Below are 22,373 nucleotides of genomic sequence, written 5' to 3' on the forward strand. Positions count from 1 at the left end.
CTGAACACATTAATGTTGCTATCCGAGTATACCCCCGAGGAACTGACCCTCTTAGCCGCAAGAGCATTGGGTCAGCTCGGAGATGTGTAGATACCTATGCCCGCGTAGCGGGGAGATATAAAACGCATCTTGAAAGGCGACGGGTATAAAGGACAGTCAAACAGCTAAACGCCGAAGAGCAATGTGGCCAGAGGAATTCCGTAGTCAGCTTATCTTTGATTAAATTAAGTACAAAGTGGAATCCCGTCCTGTCATCAACGATTAACCTCAATGATTCAGGATAGATTTCTTTTGCAATATGTTGTAATTTTTCACCGAACGCCACATCAATGATGTTTTTACACTAAAATGAATCACCTCATTTTCCGCTATCGAATCAGTTACGGTAAGCGTCACTGTTGCCGTGGGGTTTTTTATTGTCAGTTTCCAGATTTACGAGAATATCTTCAATTGGTACATGAATATTTTTTATTAAAAAAATGAAATAGTTGAACTGCTATCTATAATCTCATTAGATAATAATGTCACTGTAAACAAAAAACTCTGCCCTATTATTAAATTGCCCTTTTCTGGCAACGAAAAAGTCATATTACTAGACATATATTTATTCCTCTTATATACTTCATATTTTTTAATTATCTATTTATTTTCTGTGTTAGCCAGATCTATGCTATCGGAAAGAAACCGCCTTACCACAGCTAGCTAATTCACTATATAATGTATGTATAAACTAAAAGATATAATTACTGCCAAACACTTCCTTACTCCTCGACATATGAGGAGCAAGGAACTGTCCTATGTTCAGTTATTCACTATAATACAAGACAATTTTTGCTAATTGTTTTATAAAATGACATCATGTTTTTTTATCTCAATTAATTATAACCAGGAGGTGGTGTAGTACCAATATATCCGTCCCAAACAGCACTATACTGAATAGTTTCATCTTTAAAAAATTGATAGTCAAAACTAATATTCCCCCTCCAATTAATACCAACAATGTCTTCATAAGGAATATGAAAATAAATAGAGTCTTTATTACCTGGGCCACCTATTTCTGTTAAGCTAATCTGTTTGGTATAAGGTTTAGTGAAACTTTTATTATCTGAATTAATATACATGTTTAGAGTAATATCTGTTATATCTAATGGAACTGGATTTAATTGCGCTTTAGAATCATTATCTTGAGAGCGTATAATCTCAATAAATAATCCATTATATGTGTACCCAGGATATTTCATAATATTATCATAACCAATACTATTAACAGGTGGTATGGCAATATTAGGGTCAACACCAATACTGGGATGAACTATGCACATATCATAGCTTCTCTTAACTTCTGATTCAGGTTCATAGGGAACTCCCCCAACATAATTCAATGGTAATGGTAACGAATATAACGCGTCTCCCCCCTCTTTAATTACAGTATAGGAAAATTCAGAGAGTACATCTCGTTCAAATATAGTATAAGGAAGTCTTATGCTAGGTTGATCTAACTGTTTTTTTTCATCCTCGATAGTCACGGAATAGCCAGTATAATTACCATTAACAAAAAATAAAACCACATCACCAATTGCTACGTTATCGTAACTGCTCACAGTAGTTAGAAAATATGCTAATCCCTGATTGGCAAATAAATCTCCCATAGAAAACCCAGCAATATCTGGAGTGCCAATAGAATCCATATAACCTGGATTAATATAATTAGCCACATAAAGTATTTTTTTAGCGCGGATATCAGCAACATCATTCAGAATAACAAGTTGTAACACAAGTGAGGTTACCTCTGACACTTTTGGATAGAGATAAAACTTTACCAATCCATGCTGATCTGAAGAAATGGATATTCCTTCATTAGGTCCTATTTTCTCAGGAAGAATTTCTTGTTTATTATTAGCATCTTTGAACTGAAAATCATTCATTTTATGATGAACAGATGATGTAACAAAAATAGGAGTACCTACCAATATTTTCCCTGATATACTTTTCAAAATTGTATGTATTGCTGTAAAGTTATCTTTCTCCGATGGTTTATCATCACCCGTAACAACTGTTTTCAAATAAGGCTTTTCAACAAAAAGTGCCAATGAATTCACATCAATTTCATTCGCCTTACCTGTAAATTTTATAACGTTGAAATCACCTTCACTAGTCGCTGCATCAGTATGAACTTCAAAATAAATATCAGAACCATCTTGAACAGGTATATCTTTTACCTCTTCAAGCACTGTAAAACTCAAGCATGCAAATGCTGTCAGTAAACTATTTTGGTAGTTAAGAAGAATAGGTTGAGTAATATCTTGGTCAAATTTTATATTAGCGCTGCTATTTTTTATAGTTACAGCCTTTCCTGAAGCAATCGGTGTATCTGAATTTAATGTTATCGTAAAACTAACACTTTGACCTATAACTAAATCAGCTTTTTTGTTAATTGAAATTTCAATTTTGTTATTTATCATTTCATAATCCTATATTTAAATTTCGAACAAATATTAAGAAGTATTAATAACCAAAATAAAACATGCTATTTCATTTTATTTTAGAGCTATAAATACAGTAAAAATAGAATATTTTTAGTTGGTGTCCGCATCTTATTTGTGGTTTGTTTGGTTTGAAACTTATATTTAAAATAAATTAAAAAGTAGATGCGGAATGTATACTATATAAAATATAATGATTAAAATAAATATATCATTAGTAGTTTGAGCTATTAGTGGTTTTTCACACCTTCTGGAGCTACGTAGGTATCAATAGATCCATTCCAAACCACACCATACTGTAATTGTTCATCTAAGTAAAATTGATAATCAAAACTAAGTCCTCCATATTCTATACCAGCTAAATCCGTATAAGGGATATGGAAGAAAATAGAATTTTTATTACCATTACTACCAATATCACTTAATGTAATTGGTGTGTGATAAGTTAACATTATATTCCTATTCGGTGAATCTATATACATATTTAAAGTAAAATCCGTAACACTTAATGGAACTGGATTTACAGTTAATTTAGGATCATAAGTATTAGAGCGCACAATTTCAATAAATAATCCATTATGTTTATAACCGGGATATTGCATAATACTGGCATAAGCAACACCATTATGAGTTGGGATAATATTATCAGAATCAACACCAATACTGGTATGGACTAAACAATGTTCATAACTCCTCTTAACATTTGGGTTAGCTTCGTAAGGGATACCACCTAAATAAGTTACTGATATTGGTTCAGAATAAAGGGCGTCGCCATTCAATTTGACAGCAGTATAAGAAAACTCTGAGGTTTCATTTTGTTTAAAAATGGCATAAGGAAGTACTATGCTATAACTATCCAACTGTTTCTTTTGATCCGTGATGATTATAAACTGTCCACTATAATTACCGTTAACAAAAAATAAAATGACATCACCATTTTCTACTCCATCATAACTACTTATTGATGCTAAGAAATTGGGGTATGCAGTATGTGCTGTTAATCCTTCGGTGGTATTACCCTCAATACTTGGCATACCTATAGAGTTAAGATAACCCGGTGCTTTATAATTAACAGCATAAATTGTTTTCTTAGCTGAAACCGAAATGCTAATTATATCACTCAAAATAATAGTATATAAATTAAGTACACCTACGAGTGAGTTTTTAAGATGAAGATTAAATTTTATTACTCCATTTTCATCTGAAGTGATAACAATTCCTTTATTAGCTCCTTTTTTATCAAGAATAAGATCAATGTTATTTCCAGCATCCTTAAAGATAAATTCCTCCATTCTATTATGTTGTTGTGACGTGATAAATACAGGGGTGTATTTCAATAATTCCTGTGTATTTTTATTTTTTAACGTTGCATATATTGGTGTATGTTTTTTTTGACCCCCATCTAATTTCATTTGTAGGAAAGGATTTTCAACAAAAAGTGCCAATGAATTCACATCAATTTCATTCGCCTTACCTGTAAATTTTATAACGTTGAAATCACCTTCACTAGTCACTGCATCAGTATGAACTTCAAAATAAATATCAGAACCATCTTGTACCGTTCCGCCACTTGAGTCTTCCACAGTAAAACTTAATTGGGCAGATGCTTTTTTATTACCATCTATGTAAATAAGTTCAATCGGCTTATTAATATCTTGATCAAATTTTATATTTTTACTGACATTTTTAATGGTAACATTTTTGCTCAATGAAATAGGTTGATCTGAACTTAATGTTGCCGTAAAACTCACGTTTTGGCCTATCACTAAATCTGCTTTTTGATTAATTGAAATCTCCATTTTATTATTATTTTTAACTTTGCCTGTGAACTTCACTTTATTAAATTCAATTCCATTCGATATTGCATCAGTTTCTATTTCAAATGTAATATTATCACCATCATGTACTGGGTTTTTTCCTACTCTCTTAAGCACCGTAAAACTTAAATTGGCAGATGCAGTAAGATTTTTATCCCCATAAACAAGTTTGATAGGCTTATTAACATCTTGATCAAATTTTATATTTTCACTGTAACCTTTTTTTACTGTTATAGACTTACCAGTATCAATAACGTTATCCGATGTTAATGTTACTGTTACCATAAATTTTATTTGCTGACCTATAACTAAACTATCAGTCGATTTAAGTGAAATTTTCATATCAGTATTAACTGTCATTTAATCACCTCGTATTATAATTAATAAATTACATTAATTTCATTTGATTAGAAAATTTACCACTAAAATAGTTATTAAAAATAAACTTACCACATGAAAATAATTTTAATGTTACCTCATTTGTAACTATTTCAATTTTGATGCTCAACATAGCTGTATAAAAAATAAAAAACCAATGAAAAAGAGTTATTATCTGATAACTTTTTTTAATCACAAGAATTGATTATATTCAAATGATATTTTTTATCTTGTAATTTTATTTTTCTTTTAGATTGTCTGTAACAAAGAACAATACCCACCTTCTGTTTATCAAGGTATTATTTTTAGTCTCATAAACCCTAAACGGTTTTTGATGACTATCATGCCCGGTATTTTTTGCTATACCAACCACCATTGAAGATGCTTAATTTCTGCTCATGAACCCAAGGGTTAGATCGTTTAGAGAAAGTCGTATTCACGTTCAATGAATGTTCCCATTACTTTATCGTGCATCACTTCGGATTTTGAATTGAGCTGGAATGAGTTGTCTGATTTGATCATTTCCTCACGATGCCAAGATTGCAAACTATTTCAACTTCACGCTTTACCAAGCAAAGAATGTGATATCTTTCACGCTTTATGATCGAGTAAGGTAAAACTAGGAAATATTCCTAGTTCAACTAAGACCATAGCTCAAGCCAACCTTCCTTTAGTTTTCTAAACTGCCTGAATAATAACTATATCTGCAAAATTATATTTACGAAAACTATCACTACGAAAACTTTCGCTTTTTGCGATCTGTCTTTTTTATTTTCACCTGCTTAAAAAGGCGCCTTTTCTCGTGGTTATCTAAGGATTTCACATGCTCAAAATTCTAGAACAAATTCGTAAGCCAACCCTGGATCTTCCAGTGGATGTACGCCGCAAAATGTGGTTCAAACCCTTTATGCAGTCGTATTTGGTGGTTTTTATCGGCTATATGGCTATGTATTTGGTGCGTAAAAACTTTAACATAGCCCAAAACGATATGATTTCAACTTATGGCCTGTCGATGACGCAGCTTGGGTTGATCGGGCTAGGTTTTTCTATTACTTATGGTATTGGCAAAACCGCGGTCGCTTATTACGCCGATGGCAAAAATACTAAACAATTCCTGCCATTTATGCTGATCCTATCGGGCATTGCCATGTTAGGGTTCAGCATGAGTATGGGAAGCTCTGGCATCAGCATTTTCCTGATGGTGGCATTTTATGCGTTGAGTGGCTTTTTCCAAAGCATCGGTGGGCCAGCCAGCTATTCCACGATTACGAAATGGACGCCGCGGAATAAGCGTGGAACCTATCTGGGCTTGTGGAATATGTCACATAATGTCGGTGGCGCTGCGGCAGCGGGTGTGGCGCTCTTGGGTGCCAACTATTTCTTTAATGGCCATGTGATAGGGATGTTTGTTTTCCCTTCTATTATCGCCCTGATCCTGGGTTTCATCGGATTGCGTTATGGTAGCGATTCCCCGGAAAGTTACGGTTTGGGTAAAGTAGAAGAGTTATTTGATGAACCGGTCAGCGAAGAAGATATCGCGGCCGAAGAAAATCAAATGACCAAACGTGAGATCTTTGTCGAATATGTATTAAAGAACAAAGTCATTTGGTTACTCTGTTTTGCCAATATCTTCCTGTACATCGTACGAATTGGTATTGACCAATGGTCTACCGTCTATGCCTATCAGGAGCTGGGACAGTCAAAAGAAACCGCCATCACGGGTTTTACCCTATTCGAAATCGGGGCGCTAGTTGGCACCTTAATGTGGGGATATCTGTCAGATTTGGCGAATGGCCGTCGTGCCCTGGTGGCCTGTGTTTCGTTAGGCTTGATTATTGTCTGTCTTGAATTCTATCAACACGCAACCAGTGAATACATGTATTTGGGATCGCTGTTTGTGCTGGGTTTTCTGGTGTTTGGCCCACAGTTGTTGATTGGCGTGGCTGCGGTTGGATTTGTACCGAAAAAGGCGATTAGTGTGGCTGATGGTGTTAAAGGAACATTTGCTTATTTAATCGGTGACAGCTTTGCCAAGCTCGGTTTGGGAATGATTGCGGATGGTGTGCCTATTTTTGGTTTGACTGGCTGGAAAGGCACCTTTGTCGCCTTGGATACCTCGGCATTCGTGTGCCTTAGCTTGCTTGTTTTTGTGGCTATCGCGGAAGAGAAAAAGATCCGAAAAGCCAAGAAAGCACATTGACCCAGCCTAAAAACTGACTGATGCTGCTGTATCTCTACGGCAGCATCTTTTTCCCCATTTTTTGCCGCCATGAACCTTGCTTTCTATTGTGAATGATGCCCTATGGCAGACTATTGCGAAGCGATGTCAATCAGAGTAGTTTAGCCCGATATTTAATTCGATAATAAATGATGATGATTAAAGTAGCATTAGTTGATGATCATGTTGTTGTGCGTTCAGGATTCGCCCAGTTGCTAAATTTAGAACCGGATATTACCGTCGTGGGGGAATTCAGTTCATGTGCTGAAGCCAGACAAGGGTTACCGGGTTCGGGGGCAAGGGTGTGTATTCTTGATATTTCGATGAAAGATGAAAGTGGGCTTTCACTCTTGAAAGATCTTCCCTCCGGTATTGCCTGCGTGATGCTGAGTGTTCATGATTCTGCCACAATGGTGGAAAATGCCTTGAAGGCGGGTGCGCGTGGTTATCTCAGTAAACGTTGTTGCCCGGATGAGCTGGTTCAGGCGGTGCGGACTACCGCCAATAACGGTTGTTATCTCACGCCTGACATCGTACTCAATTTAACGTCGTCAAAAAACAGCCCATCTTCATTGGAATACCTGACTAACCGAGAACGGCAAGTCGGGGAAATGTTGGCGAGCGGTATGGATGTGAAGGCGATAGCGGCAGAATTGGGATTAAGCCATAAAACCGTACACGTCCATCGAGCCAATGCGATGAGTAAATTAGGGGTAACAAATAACGTTGGTTTGACGAACTATTTTGCCACCAGTGATTTCTAATGCGTCAATATTTAATCAATTCATTTTGTGGCGGGGTATTGTTTTCCTGTTGGTGGTTTTGCTTATGGGTCATCGCCTACTATTTTGTCAATGACTCTGAACTGGCTATCCTGTTTTTCCCTTTTGCCTTGCGTCTCGGCATTGCTCTCCATACCCCCAAGCGGTATTGGATGCCCCTTTATGGCGTAGAATGGGGGATTACCGTTTGCCTAGCTCTCTTAATGGGGCAGCTACAATGGCTGACAATATTGACGGCCAGCATGGTCAGTTTTCCCCTCGTTTGGTTTGCCAGTCGCTATTATTGTGGCAGCCAATGGCAGCGATTCGCAGTCATGGCCGGTATCGTTGTGGCAACTTCCATCATTAATGTGGTGGCGATCAGCAACCATTATTCGGCTTTAAGTTTTGCATTTTTAGTCAGTTTAACCGGCAGTGTCATGTTGGTTCCTTTGTGTTATTTAGTCTGGCATTACCTGTTCCAAAATGTTTGGTTTCCCCTGACCGCGAATCTGGTATCACATCGAATTCAGTTTCATTTCAAACACATCGTTCTTTATACTTTGTTGTTTATAATGAATATTTTTCTCCAGGTTGGCCTGCCCAATGCGCTGCGTTATTTTGCCCCATTTTGTCTGGCTATTCCCATTATCTTGTTAGCGTTTCGTTACGGCTGGCAAGGCGCTGTGATTGGCACTTTGCTAAACAGTATTGCCTTGATTGCCGCACGTAATGGTGTCTCGAATAATGGTGTCCCGAATATAGAGATCACGGATCTTTTGTTATCACTGTTGGCTCAAACGTTAACGGGGATCATGTTGGGGATGGCAGTGCAGCGTCAGCGTGACCTTAATGCACAGTTAAAGGGGCAACTCCACCGTAATCACAGCCTGTCCCGCCAATTGGTGAAAGCAGAAGAGTCGGTAAGGCGGGAGATTGCCCGTGAACTGCATGATGAAATTGGCCAGAATGTTACCGCCATTCGTACCCAGGCCAATATTATCCAGCGGATAGAAGTGGCACCCATTAGCACTCATTGCGCCAAGACTATCGAATCATTATCCCTTAACGTTTATGATACCACCAAAGGGTTACTTGGCCGGTTACGGCCTAAAATTCTTGACGACCTCGGTTTAGAAAAGGCGATTGAACAATTATTGCGTGATATGAAGTTTGAAGCCCAGGGCATATCGGTGGACATTTGTTGGGCAACGGATCCTGGAGTGGCGAGCGATCAACTCAGTGATACCACTCAAATTACGTTATATCGTCTTTGTCAGGAAGCGTTGAATAATGCCATGAAATATTCCCAAGCCGATCGTATTGAATTGCATTTTTCCATCAAGGAGATGATCCATTTATTGGTCAGGGATAATGGCATTGGCTGTAAGGCCGAGGATCATATGAAAGGGTTTGGCCTACGTGGTATGCGGGAGCGTGTACAGGCTTTGGGTGGAACGTTTTCAATTCACAGTGAAAAACAGCAAGGGTCGGGGACGGATTTGTCTATCCTCTTGCCTAAACTTTAAGATATGGACATGACAGCGTCTTCTCACTCCAGATCAGTACATTTTACTCAGTTATCTGATACAGAAATTCAGGAACAGTACCGTTACTGGCGCTTGCATATTATGCTAAGCCTCTATGTGGGATATGCGCTATTTTACTTTACCCGTAAAAGTTTTAACTACGCGATGCCTGCCATGATAACCGATCTTGGCCTGGATAAAGGGGAAATTGGGCTGATTGGAACGCTGTTTTATATCACTTATGGCTGTTCAAAATTTCTTTCCGGCATGATTTCTGATCGCGCTAATTCGCGTTATTTCATGGGGATGGGTTTAATTGCCACTGGGGTCATTAATATCTTTTTTGGCCTGTCCAGCTCGATTGTCATATTTACTTTTTTATGGATGTTAAATGCCTGGTTTCAGGGATGGGGTTCGCCACCCTGTGCCAAACTACTCACCAGTTGGTATTCCCGCTCAGAGCGCGGTTTCTGGTGGTCTTTATGGAATACGTCACATCATATAGGCAGCGCATTGGTTGCCCTGCTTATCAGTTTTTTGATGTTGCATTTTAGCTGGCGGGAAGGATTTATTGTGCCGGGTTGTTTAGGCATCTTGGGAGGAATATTTTTATGCTGGCGGTTACGTGACAAGCCAACCACAATGGGGTTGCCGACAGTGGGTCAATTCCGTAATGACCATTTAGAAAAAATACAGGAGAATCAAGGGAAAGGGCTGACGACCAGAGAAATACTGAAAACCTATGTTTTTGGCAATAAATATATTTGGTTGCTTTCCGTGAGTTATGTCCTGGTCTATCTCGTTCGTACGGTGATTAACGATTGGGGAAACCTCTATCTGACAGAATACCATCATTATGACTTAGTGAGTGCGAATGCGGTATTGTCGCTGTTTGAAGTGGGTGGATTTGTCGGCTCGCTGGTGGCGGGATGGGGATCGGATAAAGTGTTTGGCGGCAATCGTGGGCCGATGAACCTGATATTTGCGATGGGGATTTTTTTGTCAGTGGCGGCCTTATGGCTGATGCCGATGACAGATTTGATTTTTCAGTCAATTGGTTTTTTTACGATTGGTTTTTTCGTTTTTGGCCCGCAATTGTTGATTGGTATGGCTGCTGCGGAATGTTCCCATAAAGATTCTGCGGGCGCGGCAACAGGGTTTGTCGGTCTTTTTGCCTATACAGGCGCCGCGCTTGCTGGCTATCCTTTTGCCATCATTTTAAAGCACTACCATTGGACGGGGCTATTCATTACCATTTCTGTCTGTGCCGTTATGATAGGTTTATTATTACTGCCATTCCTGCAAGCTCAGTTTCCCAGACAGAGAATGCAAGATTAATGGATGGGCTATAGCAATCGATTAAAAAAGGGAATGCCGATTGCACCATTCTTCTTTAGTTATTTCCCAGAATTCGCAGGCATATTTTCCTGAAACATACTCTTTTTCTGCCACTTTTATCAGCCTTTCCCCTTGTGCCAATGAGATTTTCTTCGAGCTTTGATTAATGTTGGCTTTTTGTGTTCTGAGAACGGATTTTCCCAGCACATGAAACCAATAATCAGTCACTTTTTCACAGGTTTCACGCATCAATCCCTGGCCTTGGTGTTCCAAGGAGAGCCAGAATCCTCGGTTATTATCTTGTCTGTCATATAACCCGATGATACCGATGAGTTCATCAGGATGTTTCTTTGCGCGAATAGACCATATCCATGCCTTGCCTGCTTGTATGGAGGGAAGCGACACATTTTTAACAAAATATTCTGCGCCATCATCAGGATAAGGCCAGGGGACTGCGTTGCGATCTAAGTATTTGACGATATCCCAATGCGGGAATTTTTGCTGGATTTGGACGGCGTCGTCATACGCGAGTTTTTTCAGTAAAAGTCGTTTGGTTTTTAGATCATCGTATGGCATTTTACCCCTCCATTCTGTAATGAAAATGGTGTTTATTGGTCACGAAAGACAATAAATTGGGGGTGAAAAATAGTCAATTCAATTTAATAAGGTAGTAGTTATATGGCTTAAGTGCCGATAGAAACATCGCGTTCAAAAACGTGGTATAGTACGCCCCCTGATTTTTCCTATCCGTCGGAATGTTATGTCTTATCAATGTCCTTTATGCCACTCACCGTTACTGTTTGCGAATCACCAATGGCGTTGCGAAAACAATCACCAGTTTGACTGCGCAAAAGAAGGGTATGTCAATTTACTGCCCGTTCAGTATAAACGCTCAAAAGAACCCGGTGATAGTATGGAAATGATGCAAGCGAGAAGGGCATTTTTGCATTCAGGCCATTACCAAGCCCTGCAACAAAAAACGGTTGAACTGCTTAGCGAATATTTACCAGAAAGCGCCGAAACTTTGCTGGATATTGGTTGTGGTGAAGGTTATTACACCGCGGCAGTTCAGGAGCAGTTAGATCTTCACCAAAAATTGGCGGTGTATGGATTGGATGTGGCGAAAGTCGCAGTGCGTTACGGCGCCAAACGTTATCCTGATGTTAATTTCTGTGTGGCCTCTAGCCATCGATTGCCATTTGCAGACAGTTCATTGGAGGGTATTTTGCGGATCTACGCGCCCTGTAAGGCAGCAGAATTGGCCAGGGTGGTGAAAACAGAGGGTATCGTCCTGACGGTAACACCTGGCCCTCGTCACCTGTACCAATTGAAAGCGCTTATTTATCAGGACGTGCATTTACATCCTGAGAATCAGGAACAGTGGGAAGGGTTTGAACTGGTTGCAACCGAAACGCTGGCTTATGCGATGTCATTGACGGGTGAACAAGCCCATCATTTATTGCAGATGACCCCCTTTGCCTGGCGGGCATCAGAGGAAGTAAAAATGCATTTGATATCGCAAGAACAGTTTAATTGTGAAGCTGATTTCACGCTAAAAGTGTATCGACGTATTTGATAATAAGAAAAAATTGCCCAAAGCAAGTTGCCGCTAATAAAGCGGCAAATTTAAAAACGAAACCATTGGTTAGCAATAAGCGCTTATCCTGCATACCAAAATAATTTTAGATGCTCGAATAATATGTTGAAGCCAATGGCAATCAAGACTAATCCTCCAACCAACTCAGCGCGTTTACCCAATAGTGGGCCAATATAGCGGCCAATTAACATGCCTAATGTGGCCATGATCATGGTCATCAGGCCGATGGTCATCGCTGTATGGAGAATATCAACTTGCAGAAAGGCGAGGCCGACGCCTATTGCCATAGCGTCCAAACTGGTCGCAATTGCAGTGAGAACCAATGTCGCTAAACTATGGCGTTGAGGTGTAGCATGATGGGCAATTTCAGGTTCACGTTTGAAACTATCTATTATCATGCGGCAGCCAAGGAGCAACAGCAAAGAAAAGGCAATCCAATGATCCCATTCCATAATATATTGGCTGGCATACAGCCCCAATGACCAACCGATTAAAGGCGTACAGGCTTCAACCAAGCCAAAGATAATACCGGTACGGATGGCTTCGCGAAAATGAGGCCTATGCAGGGAGGCTCCTTTTCCGATGGCGGCGGCAAAAGCATCCATGGACAGGGCGAAAGCGAGAATAAGTGTTGCATAGAGATTCATTAGAATAGTCTCGGCTGGGTGATTCCATATACACACAACACACCCCCAACCTACGGTGCTGTTATGTGTCTATGGTCTTGCCAACCAATTTATACCCCTATTTTTCAAGTTTCTGTTTGGTTAATTTCCACTTGAAATATTCAGGGTATAAGAACCCAAATTTTATCAGGCTCTATAGGCATTCGTACCACGTTTTATTTTAAAACGAGTATGTTGATACGAATTTTCCAGCGATTTTCTGGAACAGGCTACTCCCCAATGACTGTGGCGGACAATATCATATCCAGAATAAAAGGCAAAAAACATTTTGTCCTATTTCAAATGTGAGAATGATAATGATTATCGTTATCTCTATTTGTTTAGAAGGGAGGTAAATAAGACCAATATGAATGATTGATCTCATTTAATTTAGCTGGAGTCAGGTAAGCGGAATTATTTGTTGTTGATAAGAAACCGGTAAATTTTTTCTAAGTCATCCAGTTTTGTGACGGACAGGTATATCTTATGTTGTCCCAAGTCCATCATGAGAATACCATCTTCGGATAAATTCATTGTTTTTATGTTGTCATAAGTAAAAAAACGGTTGGCATAATAAAAACCGTGTTTTTTTAAGATGAGTTTAGGTGAGCGAATATAACCTAAATATAATGTCACAATAATGGTGAATGATAATAAATAGGTCGTAAATGGGTTGCCGTGCGATGTAATGTTATTATAAATAACAATGGCAATTAAAATGATAAAGATCAGAGCATCAAGCCGCTGTTTTCTTTTAAGTTTTATGTTTAATAACGTCTTGCCGTTGAGCCGGTTGATAATAAATTCATCGTAAATCGCAAAAGCGAGCATTAATACAATCAAGACTATTAAGATGATATCATTCAAGCTCATTTTATCCCCTGATTTGATAATTAATAATATTGCTTTTCATCAATGGGGAGAAAATTTTTCTCCCCTAACTGTTTAATTAATGATATTTGCCGATAAGGTTATTTGGCTAAGCCCAGAAAACCAAAATAGTAACCGACAATGCCTATTACGAAGAAACCGATAATAATCCATAACGGATTAACTTTTTTCCGTAATAGCCACATACAACCAAATGTCAGTAGCAGTGGGGCAATCCCCGGCAGTAATTGATCCAGAATGGTTTGAATAGTCGTAACTTTAATCTCACCTGTTTCGGGATCAGGCACTTTGGAAATAACAAAAGGAATATTGACTTTAGTCCAACTATTCACCAAGGCTCCCATCACAAACAGGCCTAATATTGACGCCCCCTCTGTCATTTTTTGCAGGAAACCGCCACCCATATCTTTAACGATATCCATTCCCTTCTTATAACCATAGGCTACGCCGTAATAACGGGTCAGCAAACGTACAAGGTTAAATAAGATAAAGAACAGTATGGGGCCCATTATACTGCCGCCCATGGCAATACCGGCACCCAATGCGGCAAAAACAGGTCGGACGGTGCCCCAGAAAATGGGATCACCAACGCCAGCCAGTGGCCCCATCAAGCCGACTTTGATCCCGTTTATCGCACCGTCATCAATATCGGCACCATTCGCACGCTGTTCTTCCATTGCCATAGTGACACCCAGGATCGGTGCCGCTACGTAAGGGTGGGTATTAAAGAATTCCAGATGACGTTTGATAGCCTGTTTGCGTTCGTCCGTATTTTCGGGATACAAGCGGCGAATAGCAGGAACCATGGAGAAGCAAAATCCCAGTGCCTGCATACGTTCAAAGTTCCATGAGCCCTGAAACAGATTAGAGCGGAGGAAAACGCCACGGATATCGCTTGGTGTCAGTTTTTTCTGGCCCATGTTTGTTGTCTCTGACATGTTGTTCATCCTCTTAATCTAATTCGTTATCAAGGTCATTTGGGGTATTGCCGGCAGGTGCAGCTACCTGTGATTGATTGTATTTAGGGCTAAGCTGGATATACAAGATCGCCAAGACCGCGCCAGCGATACCCAGTATAACGAGGTTGTGGATATAGACAGCAGCCACGAAACCCAGATAGAAGAAAGGCATCAGGTAGCCGGCACGCATCATATTAATGACCATCGCATAACCAACAACAACAATCATTCCACCTGCGATATTGAGGCCAGTTGTGACAACTTCTGGAATAGAATTCAGCATACTTTGGACTTCGGAAGTGCCGACAGACAGCGCCACAACCAATGCCGGAAGAGCAATACGCATTGCCTGAAGTAACAACGCAAAAATATGAAGGGCGCTGATAGCTCGAAGATTGCCGTTTTCTGCTGCCTTGTCGGCTGCGTGCTGGAAACCCACAGTCAGGGTACGGACAATGATAGTCAGAACCTGGCCTGCCGCGGCCAGTGGAATAGCCAGTGCGATACCGGCACCCACATCTTGCCCACCTGCGATAACCAGAATGGTTGAAATGATGGACGCCAATGCCGCATCGGGGGCGATGGCCGCACCGATATTCATCCAGCCAAGGGCAATCATTTCCAGTGTACCGCCGATGATGATGCCGGATTTTATATCGCCAAGCACTAAGCCGATTAATGTACAAGCGATCAATGGGCGGTGAAATTGAAATTCATCAAGAATTGAATCCATACCTGCGATACAGGCAATGATGAATATCAACACAAGTTGAACAACGGTAATTTCCATTGTCTTTCTCCTGTAACCAAATGTAATTTGGTAAGCATTTCGTTATTGAGTAATGGTTAATAAAATGATAACTGTTTTTATGGTTAAACTTTTTTCAGCAGATCCATCATGTTCAAACGGGTATCACTGGCAACTTTACGGGCTTCAAGTTCGATGCCACGAGAGCTCAGTTTTTCAAAGGCTTCAATGTCGGTTTTATCAACGGAAATTGCGTTGTTGATCTGGGTTTTTCCTTGACGGAAAGCCATACCACCGATGTTGATGGATTCGATAGCGACCCCACCTTCTACAATGCGCAGGACATCTGTTGGATTGGTGAATAGCAGCATGACGCGCTCACCAGCATACTTGGGGTTGTTGTAAACCCGAACGCACTTGGCGACGTCTATAACATGCGCGTTAACACCGGGAGGTGCGACCTGCTTCAACAAGGTAGAACGAACAGTATCTTGGGCAACGTCATCACTGACGACAATGATACGTCTGACGTTAGTTTCTTTCGTCCAACGGGTAGCTACTTGGCCGTGGATCAGGCGATCATCAATGCGTGCGAGGGCAATTTTCATATGGCCGCCCGCAGGGGTTGCTGAAGCTGAAATGGCTGAAACAGGTGCGGCGGGTTTCACGGGTTCAGGTTTGGCAGGCTCTTCATCTTGTTTTGCTTTAAGGGCACGGATCCCTTCTTTCCCGGTTTCTAAGGCAACAGCAACCAGTTCTTCCATCGTTGGATCATCGTCACGACACATGAACGCTTCAACCAGCATCGGGACATTGACACCTGTCACGATTTCATAGTTGTCTTTATCCATCACAATACGGTTTGCGGCATTGAATGGACTGCCGCCCCAAGTATCAACGAAAAACAGAACACCCTGCTCTGTGTTAAGCGATGCCAGTTTCTTATTGTATTTCTCGAATAACGTATCAGCATTTTCACCGGGTACAAAGTCGATATAGGAAACATTTTCCTGCTCCCCAATCAACATTTCTGTGGTACGAAGCAGTTGTTCTGCCGCAGCCCCGTGTGTGCCAATCATAATGGCTATACTCACTTGTTTTCCCCTTTTTATAACAATTGGACTCAGATCTACTGCAAGGCTCACACACAATATTCTTAATGTATTTAACCTCCTACCAGTCAATAGGATAGTCGTAAACATAAAACGGTATCGAAAATCGCGCTCAAAATTTCATTTCGGATGGTTTTATATTTCATTACATAAGTAAATATATAGCTAGATTATCATTTACAGCCTTCAAGAAAATTGCTATCAGTCAGAAAAATCAAAACAGACTATTTTGACAGGTAAAAACAATATTTTTTGCTAACAAAAAATAATAATGAATATTTAAATTCTAATTATTTCCTATAATTTATGATTTACCGCTGTTTCCGGTAACATTTTGTTCATTTTCTCATAAAAAAATTGTGATGTTTTTATCGTAAAATGGGAAAAAATGTACTTTATGAATTCGTTTCAGCCAAAAAAAATATCCCTGCCAAATGGCAGGGATACGATTTCAGTTAAACCTTAATTGTAGAAAAAACAGGCAGGAATATCGCTCATTGCAAGATAAATGAACAATATTTTATATCAGTCACATTGAACTTTTATCGCCAGGCCACCGCGTGAAGTTTCACGGTATTTCGCATTCATGTCTTTGCCCGTTTCATACATGGTTTCAATAACCTTATCGAGAGAAACACGTGGTTCACTGGTACGGCGTAGTGCCATACGGGAAGCATTGATTGCTTTAACGGAAGCGATAGCATTACGTTCAATACAAGGCACCTGTACCTGGCCGGCAACGGGGTCACAAGTCAGGCCGAGGTTATGTTCCATGCCAATTTCTGCTGCGATACAAACCTGCTCAGGGCTTGCGCCAAGCAATTCTGCCAGACCTGCCGCCGCCATAGAACAAGCCACCCCAACTTCACCTTGGCAGCCAACTTCTGCACCCGAAATAGAGGCATTCATCTTATACAAGATACCGATGGCACCCGCAGCCAGGAAATAGCGGGTGTACAGTTCCGCTGTCACAGGTTCAATACAGTGGTTGTAATAGGCCAAAACAGCCGGGACAATACCACATGCGCCATTGGTTGGTGCTGTAACAACCCGGCCACCCGCGGCATTTTCTTCATTGACGGCCAATGCGAACATATTGATTAAATCAACGACATTCATTGGGTCATTGGATAACTTGGTTGATGATGTCAGCATACGATGTAAGGCGGCTGCACGGCGAGGAACCCGCAATGGGCCTGGCAAAACCCCTTCAGTGTTCAGCCCACGCTCGATACAAGCTTGCATCGTTGCCCATACATCTGCGAAGTACTCAGCAATTTCTTCTTTGCTGTGTAAATCCAATTCATTCTTCATCATCAAGCCAGAAACCGACAGGCCTGTTTTATTACAGTTCATCAGCAGTTCTGCCGCAGAGCTATAAGGATAAGAAACAGGCTTGGAATTTTGGGTTGGCTTGCCAAAATTTTCTTCATCAATAATAAAACCCCCACCGATGGAGTAGTAGGTTTTGCTGTAAACTTTTTCGTCACCGGCGAACGCATGAATTTGCATGCCGTTTTCGTGTAGTGATAAGTTATCGCTACGGAAGTTCATACCGCCATCGCGAGGAAAATCGACTTCGTGTAAACCATTTGCCAGCGGCAAACGTTCAGTTTGCTCAACATCACGAATAAAACCTGGAATTGACTCAATATCAACGGTTGCTGGCATATTACCTGCCAGGCCCATGATGATAGCGATATCCGTATGGTGACCTTTCCCGGTTAATGAAAGTGAGCCGTATACATCAACAGCTACACGCGTGATAGAGGACATTACCCCCTGGTTTACAAGATCATCGACAAATTGTTTGCCTGCTTTCATAGGACCAACAGTATGAGAGCTGGATGGGCCAATACCCACCTTAAACATGTCGAAAACGCTAATCACGCCAGACTCCTTTAAGAAGAAAGAGATATAGTTATTTATATAAAGCGCGCTACTTTACTGTTATTTGGTAGTGTTGATAAAGGAGTTTACAGTTTTTTTTTAATTATAATAGCAATTGATATGATTATGGATAAGTAATGCACAGTTTTGTGGTGTTTTGTGTCCAATCTAACACGTTTTTTGTACTTGCTGCGCTAAGCGATAAGCAATGGCTGCGGTTAATCCCCAAATCATATGCCCTTGGTGCCAATAAAAATAGACTCGGTGCTGTTGATGACGACGTTTTATATCCAGATACCGATAATGCGGGAGGGAAAGGGCATCAAACAGGGGGATTTCAAAGATACTGGCGACTTCTGCTGGGTTGGTTCGAAAAGAGATTGGCTCGGAAATAAGCCCAATAACTGGGGTGACACGGTAACCTCGAAGACTATCTAATGGGGCCAATTGCCCCAGTATGTTCACCTTATCTTGCGGGAGGCTGACTTCTTCTTCTGCTTCGCGCAAGGCGGTGGCAATAAGGGAAGTGTCTTCAGGATCGGCAGCGCCGCCCGGAAAAGCAATTTGCCCTGCGTGGGAGCGGAGGGTTGCAGCGCGTTGGGTAAACACTAGCGTGGGTTCTGGCTTACATATAATCGGCAATAACACGGCCGCATTACGTTGGTTGCTCGCCAAATGTGCTGGCCGTGCCGGAAGCTGTAATTGGAACCGATAAATGAAGTCAGCGAGCGATGTCATGGTATATGTAGTTCCCCCAATTGAGGTAAAATCCGCCCAAGTTTATCAAATGTTTCCTGATATTCTTTTTCAGCAATGCTATCGGCGACGATACCACCACCGGCCCAACAGTAAATTTTTCCCTTTTCTGTCAGTAAGGTACGAATGGTAATATTGCTGTCCATTGTACCGCAGAAACTAATATAGCCAATAGCACCACAATATCCATGTCTGCGATGTGGCTCCAATTCTTCAATAATTTCCATGGCTCGGATCTTAGGGGCACCCGTAATTGAGCCGCCTGGGAAACAGGCACGCAGTAAATCAGTGGCATGGTATGTGTCAGGCAAGGTTGCCGTTATGGTGCTAACCAGATGGTGTACAGCCGGAAAAGGTTCAACAACAAACAATTCAGGTACTTTAACTGAGCCTGGAATAGCAACTCGCCCAATGTCATTTCTCAATAAGTCAACAATCATCAGGTTTTCGGCGCGATCTTTGCGTGAGTTTGCTAATTTCTCTGCTTGTAACTGATCCTGGGCGGGGTCTTGTAATCGTGGCAGTGTTCCCTTTATCGGGCGTGTCTGAATGTGACTATCTTCCAGAAGCATAAAACGTTCCGGTGAAACGCTGATAACACAGTGCTCAGGTAAACGGATAAAGGCAGAGAAGGGGGCGCGGTTACTTGCATTGAGCTGGATAAATGCCTGCCACTCATCGCCCTGATAATTGGCATGGAACCGTTGTGACAAATTGACTTGATAGCAATCTCCTTCCCGTAGGTAGCGATGGATATGAGCAATTTTTTCGTGGTATTGCTGTGCTGTCATATTGGATTGCCACTGACTTGTCAGGGAAAACGTTGCTTTCCTGTTATTTCGCAGGGACTTTAACCATCTCAGCCGTTCGTCAATATTGTGGTAACTCAGTAATGTCACTTTCTGTAGCTGGTGATCAATAACCAAGCCCCAATCGTAGATCCCTATCGCCATATCAGGAAAACTCAGTTCATTGATGGCTAATTCGGGTAACTTTTCGATGCTTCGGCCGAGATCGTATCCCCATATCCCTAAGGCTCCGCCCTGGAAAGGAAGATCCGGATCAAACTGGGTATCGATGCCACAGGTATGAAGGTGATCTTTTAGCAGTCGGAAGGGATCTTCCTGAGAAACAGAGGCTTTGCCATAACCATTAATTTCGGTAGATCTCTCCTTGGTGACCAAAGTTGTTACAGGGTCAGCCACGAGAATATCAAAGCGATTATGCGGGTGTTCGGCAGCTCCAGAATGTAACAGCATCGCCCAAGGTTGTGCAGAAAGGGGGGCGAAATAGTGAATAGCAAGATCGGGAGAATACGGCAGTTGTCGTTTTTGTAATGCAATTTTCATGACGGAATCAGTGTTAGTGCCCGGAATTCACAAGGAGTGACAGATTAATTTACGGAGATTATCACACAATCTTGCTCCTGACTTGAGATAAAAAAGGCTATAATCGCCGTTTGCCATTCATTGCTATGTTTTGTTTGAGGTTATAACGATGTTTTCAGGTATGCCAGCATTATCTCATGAAGAGCAGCAAGTTGCCGTAGAAAGGATCCATCAGCTCATTTTAGAAGGAATGAGCAGTGGAGAAGCCATTGCCATCGTTGCTCAGGAATTACGTGAAAAGCATCAGGATAATGAGCAGATCCACGTTTTGTTTGAAGATGATGAAAACTAGTTGCAACGTATTTTAACAAAACTCACATAATTACTTTCTACTGCATGTTAATTTATCGTAACTTTTAATCCATACTATTTGGATGGTAATAGGAGGTAATATGAAGGCAAGTCAGTTTATTCGTCGTATCGGTTTATTGAGTGCAGGTATCCTGTTTTCGGTTTCGTTGACTGCAACTGCCGCCGAAAATGAGCGTGTGGCGAAATTTATTTCTTGTAAAAATTTGACCAAAGATCAAGTAGCGGCGCAGGTTAAACAAGATTTTTTACAAAATCGGATTAATCACTGGGATCAAGACAGGAAGCAATTAGGGACTTCAACGCCGATTGCGTGGGTAAATGTCAATGATATCACGGGTGATACGGATGCTTTACAGGTTCCTCTGATCGTTCGAGGGACGAAAAAAGACAAAAGTTACAATGTCACTATTGATTGCCAAAAAGAGATGATCAGTTATCACGAAGTAAAGTAAATAACCGTAAATAACTTGTCATGCTATCTTTTTTTTAAATATGTGCGGGATACTAGGAAAGTATCCCGTTTTGTTTAAACAGTGCGAGGGCTTTATGACAGAACAACGAAAACTCTATCCCGCTTACGATGCCTATCAAACAGGGTATTTGGCTACGGGAGACGGACATCAAGTCTATTGGGAGTTGTGCGGTAACCCGAAAGGTAAGCCCGCGGTATTCATTCATGGTGGCCCTGGTGGTGGGATAGCAAACTATCATCGCCAGTTATTCGATCCCGAACGCTATCATATTATGTTATTTGATCAGCGTGGCTGTGGGCGTTCTAAGCCTCATGCTAGCCTGGAAAATAATACAACATGGCATTTGATCGAAGATCTTGAACGGCTACGTAACCTTATGGGGGTTGAGAAGTGGCTGGTTTTTGGTGGATCTTGGGGGTCGACGCTGTCTCTGGTCTATGCAGAAAAACACCCAAATAGTGTGTCAGAATTAGTGCTAAGAGGGATCTTCTTGTTCCGTCCGCAAGAGCTGCATTGGTATTACCAAGAAGGCGCTTCTCGTTTTTTCCCGGAAAAATGGGAACGTACATTATCTATCCTGTCGGAAGAAGAGCGTAAAGATGTGATAGCCGCTTATAACAAACGTCTGACAAGTGAAGATGTGCAAGTGCAATTGGAAGCTGCACGGTTATGGAGTCTCTGGGAAGGAGAAACGGTAACATTGCTGCCTTCAGAAAACTCAGCTTCTTTCTCAGAAGATAATTTTGCTTTGGCACTTGCGCGTATTGAAAACCATTACTTTATTAATAATGGCTTTATAGATGAAACTCAGAAATTACTGGATCATATTGATGTGATTAGGCACATCCCGGCTGTCATCATACATGGACGCTATGATATGGCATGTCAGGTACAGAGTGCGTGGGATTTGGCGAAAGCATGGCCGGAGGCTGAATTTTACATTGTGGAGGGCGCTGGTCACTCTTTTGATGAAGCCGGTATTTTACACCAACTTATCAAGGCGACAGATAAATTTGTTGGAAAATAAGTTTGTTAGAAATAGTTGAGATAACCACCCG

The 22,373-nt window shown here is 41.1% G+C and carries 19 protein-coding genes and 1 riboswitch; of the genes, 8 read left to right on the forward strand and 11 right to left on the reverse strand.

Going from position 1 to position 22,373, the window contains the following annotated elements:
* Positions 1–875 precede the first annotated feature (875 nt).
* Both Xkoz_RS16980 and Xkoz_RS16985 read right to left on the reverse strand, forming a co-directional pair.
* A complete protein-coding gene (locus Xkoz_RS16980; protein WP_099143173.1) occupies positions 876–2,462 on the reverse strand; it encodes a hypothetical protein in 1,587 nt (528 codons plus the stop codon).
* Positions 2,463–2,713: 251 nt separating this feature from the next.
* Entirely contained in the window at positions 2,714–4,660 is a 1,947-nt protein-coding gene (locus tag Xkoz_RS16985; RefSeq protein WP_099143174.1) for a hypothetical protein, read from the reverse strand.
* A gap of 841 nt (positions 4,661–5,501) precedes the next feature.
* Between Xkoz_RS16985 and uhpT the strand changes: the two genes are divergently transcribed.
* The 4 genes from uhpT (at position 5,502) to uhpC (ending at position 10,524) form a co-directional block, all read left to right on the forward strand.
* Positions 5,502–6,878: a hexose-6-phosphate:phosphate antiporter gene (gene uhpT, locus Xkoz_RS16990; RefSeq protein WP_099143175.1), complete on the forward strand. Its 1,377-nt coding sequence runs from the start codon at positions 5,502–5,504 to the stop codon at positions 6,876–6,878.
* A gap of 173 nt (positions 6,879–7,051) precedes the next feature.
* Positions 7,052–7,660 carry a response regulator transcription factor UhpA gene (gene uhpA, locus Xkoz_RS16995; protein ID WP_099143199.1) on the forward strand — a complete coding sequence of 203 codons (609 nt, stop codon included), beginning with the start codon at positions 7,052–7,054 and terminating at the stop codon, positions 7,658–7,660.
* The gene (gene uhpB / locus Xkoz_RS17000) at positions 7,660–9,186 is read left to right on the forward strand and encodes a signal transduction histidine-protein kinase/phosphatase UhpB (RefSeq protein ID WP_099143176.1); all 1,527 of its coding nucleotides are present in this window, start codon (positions 7,660–7,662) and stop codon (positions 9,184–9,186) included. Before uhpA ends, uhpB begins: the two co-directional genes overlap by 1 nt.
* Before the next feature lie 9 nt (positions 9,187–9,195).
* Entirely contained in the window at positions 9,196–10,524 is a 1,329-nt protein-coding gene (gene uhpC / locus Xkoz_RS17005) for an MFS transporter (protein ID WP_099143177.1), read from the forward strand.
* Between the two features lie 21 nt (positions 10,525–10,545).
* On the opposite strand, the gene Xkoz_RS17010 is transcribed toward uhpC, so the two are convergent.
* A complete protein-coding gene (locus Xkoz_RS17010; protein ID WP_099143178.1) occupies positions 10,546–11,100 on the reverse strand; it encodes a GNAT family N-acetyltransferase in 555 nt (184 codons plus the stop codon).
* Between the two features lie 184 nt (positions 11,101–11,284).
* Here Xkoz_RS17010 and rlmA point away from each other — a divergent pair, with 184 nt between their 5' ends.
* Entirely contained in the window at positions 11,285–12,100 is an 816-nt protein-coding gene (gene rlmA, locus Xkoz_RS17015; protein WP_099143179.1) for a 23S rRNA (guanine(745)-N(1))-methyltransferase, read from the forward strand.
* Between the two features lie 83 nt (positions 12,101–12,183).
* On the opposite strand, the gene mntP is transcribed toward rlmA, so the two are convergent.
* From mntP to pabB, 8 genes are all read right to left on the reverse strand, one after another.
* Positions 12,184–12,768, reverse strand: a complete 585-nt coding sequence (gene mntP / locus Xkoz_RS17020; protein WP_099143180.1) for a manganese efflux pump MntP — start codon at positions 12,766–12,768, stop codon at positions 12,184–12,186.
* A gap of 152 nt (positions 12,769–12,920) precedes the next feature.
* A riboswitch (yybP-ykoY riboswitch) is annotated at positions 12,921–13,039 on the reverse strand.
* Between the two features lie 161 nt (positions 13,040–13,200).
* A complete protein-coding gene (locus Xkoz_RS17025) occupies positions 13,201–13,659 on the reverse strand; it encodes a DUF986 family protein (RefSeq protein WP_099143181.1) in 459 nt (152 codons plus the stop codon).
* Between the two features lie 98 nt (positions 13,660–13,757).
* The gene (locus tag Xkoz_RS17030) at positions 13,758–14,615 is read right to left on the reverse strand and encodes a PTS mannose transporter subunit IID (protein ID WP_099143182.1); all 858 of its coding nucleotides are present in this window, start codon (positions 14,613–14,615) and stop codon (positions 13,758–13,760) included.
* Between the two features lie 13 nt (positions 14,616–14,628).
* Positions 14,629–15,426: a PTS mannose/fructose/sorbose transporter subunit IIC gene (locus Xkoz_RS17035; protein WP_099143183.1), complete on the reverse strand. Its 798-nt coding sequence runs from the start codon at positions 15,424–15,426 to the stop codon at positions 14,629–14,631.
* Positions 15,427–15,509: 83 nt separating this feature from the next.
* Entirely contained in the window at positions 15,510–16,478 is a 969-nt protein-coding gene (gene manX, locus Xkoz_RS17040; protein WP_099143184.1) for a PTS mannose transporter subunit IIAB, read from the reverse strand.
* A gap of 543 nt (positions 16,479–17,021) precedes the next feature.
* A complete protein-coding gene (locus Xkoz_RS17045) occupies positions 17,022–18,386 on the reverse strand; it encodes an L-serine ammonia-lyase (protein ID WP_099143185.1) in 1,365 nt (454 codons plus the stop codon).
* A 168-nt stretch (positions 18,387–18,554) separates the two neighbouring features.
* A complete protein-coding gene (locus tag Xkoz_RS17050; RefSeq protein WP_099143186.1) occupies positions 18,555–19,124 on the reverse strand; it encodes a CoA pyrophosphatase in 570 nt (189 codons plus the stop codon).
* A complete protein-coding gene (gene pabB, locus Xkoz_RS17055; protein WP_099143187.1) occupies positions 19,121–20,491 on the reverse strand; it encodes an aminodeoxychorismate synthase component 1 in 1,371 nt (456 codons plus the stop codon). Before pabB ends, Xkoz_RS17050 begins: the two co-directional genes overlap by 4 nt.
* A gap of 148 nt (positions 20,492–20,639) precedes the next feature.
* On the opposite strand from pabB, the gene Xkoz_RS17060 reads away from it, so the two are divergent.
* From Xkoz_RS17060 to pip, 3 genes are all read left to right on the forward strand, one after another.
* Complete coding sequence (locus tag Xkoz_RS17060; protein ID WP_099143188.1) at positions 20,640–20,822, forward strand: YoaH family protein; 183 nt, start codon at positions 20,640–20,642, stop codon at positions 20,820–20,822.
* A 100-nt stretch (positions 20,823–20,922) separates the two neighbouring features.
* Positions 20,923–21,294, forward strand: coding sequence for a protein YebF (yebF, locus tag Xkoz_RS17065; RefSeq protein WP_099143189.1), 372 nt, complete (start codon positions 20,923–20,925; stop codon positions 21,292–21,294).
* 94 nt (positions 21,295–21,388) lie between these two features.
* Complete coding sequence (pip, locus tag Xkoz_RS17070; RefSeq protein ID WP_099143200.1) at positions 21,389–22,342, forward strand: prolyl aminopeptidase; 954 nt, start codon at positions 21,389–21,391, stop codon at positions 22,340–22,342.
* Positions 22,343–22,373 lie beyond the last annotated feature (31 nt).

Origin of the sequence: Xenorhabdus kozodoii (genome assembly GCF_002632875.1) — a bacterium.
Classification (GTDB): domain Bacteria; phylum Pseudomonadota; class Gammaproteobacteria; order Enterobacterales; family Enterobacteriaceae; genus Xenorhabdus; species Xenorhabdus kozodoii.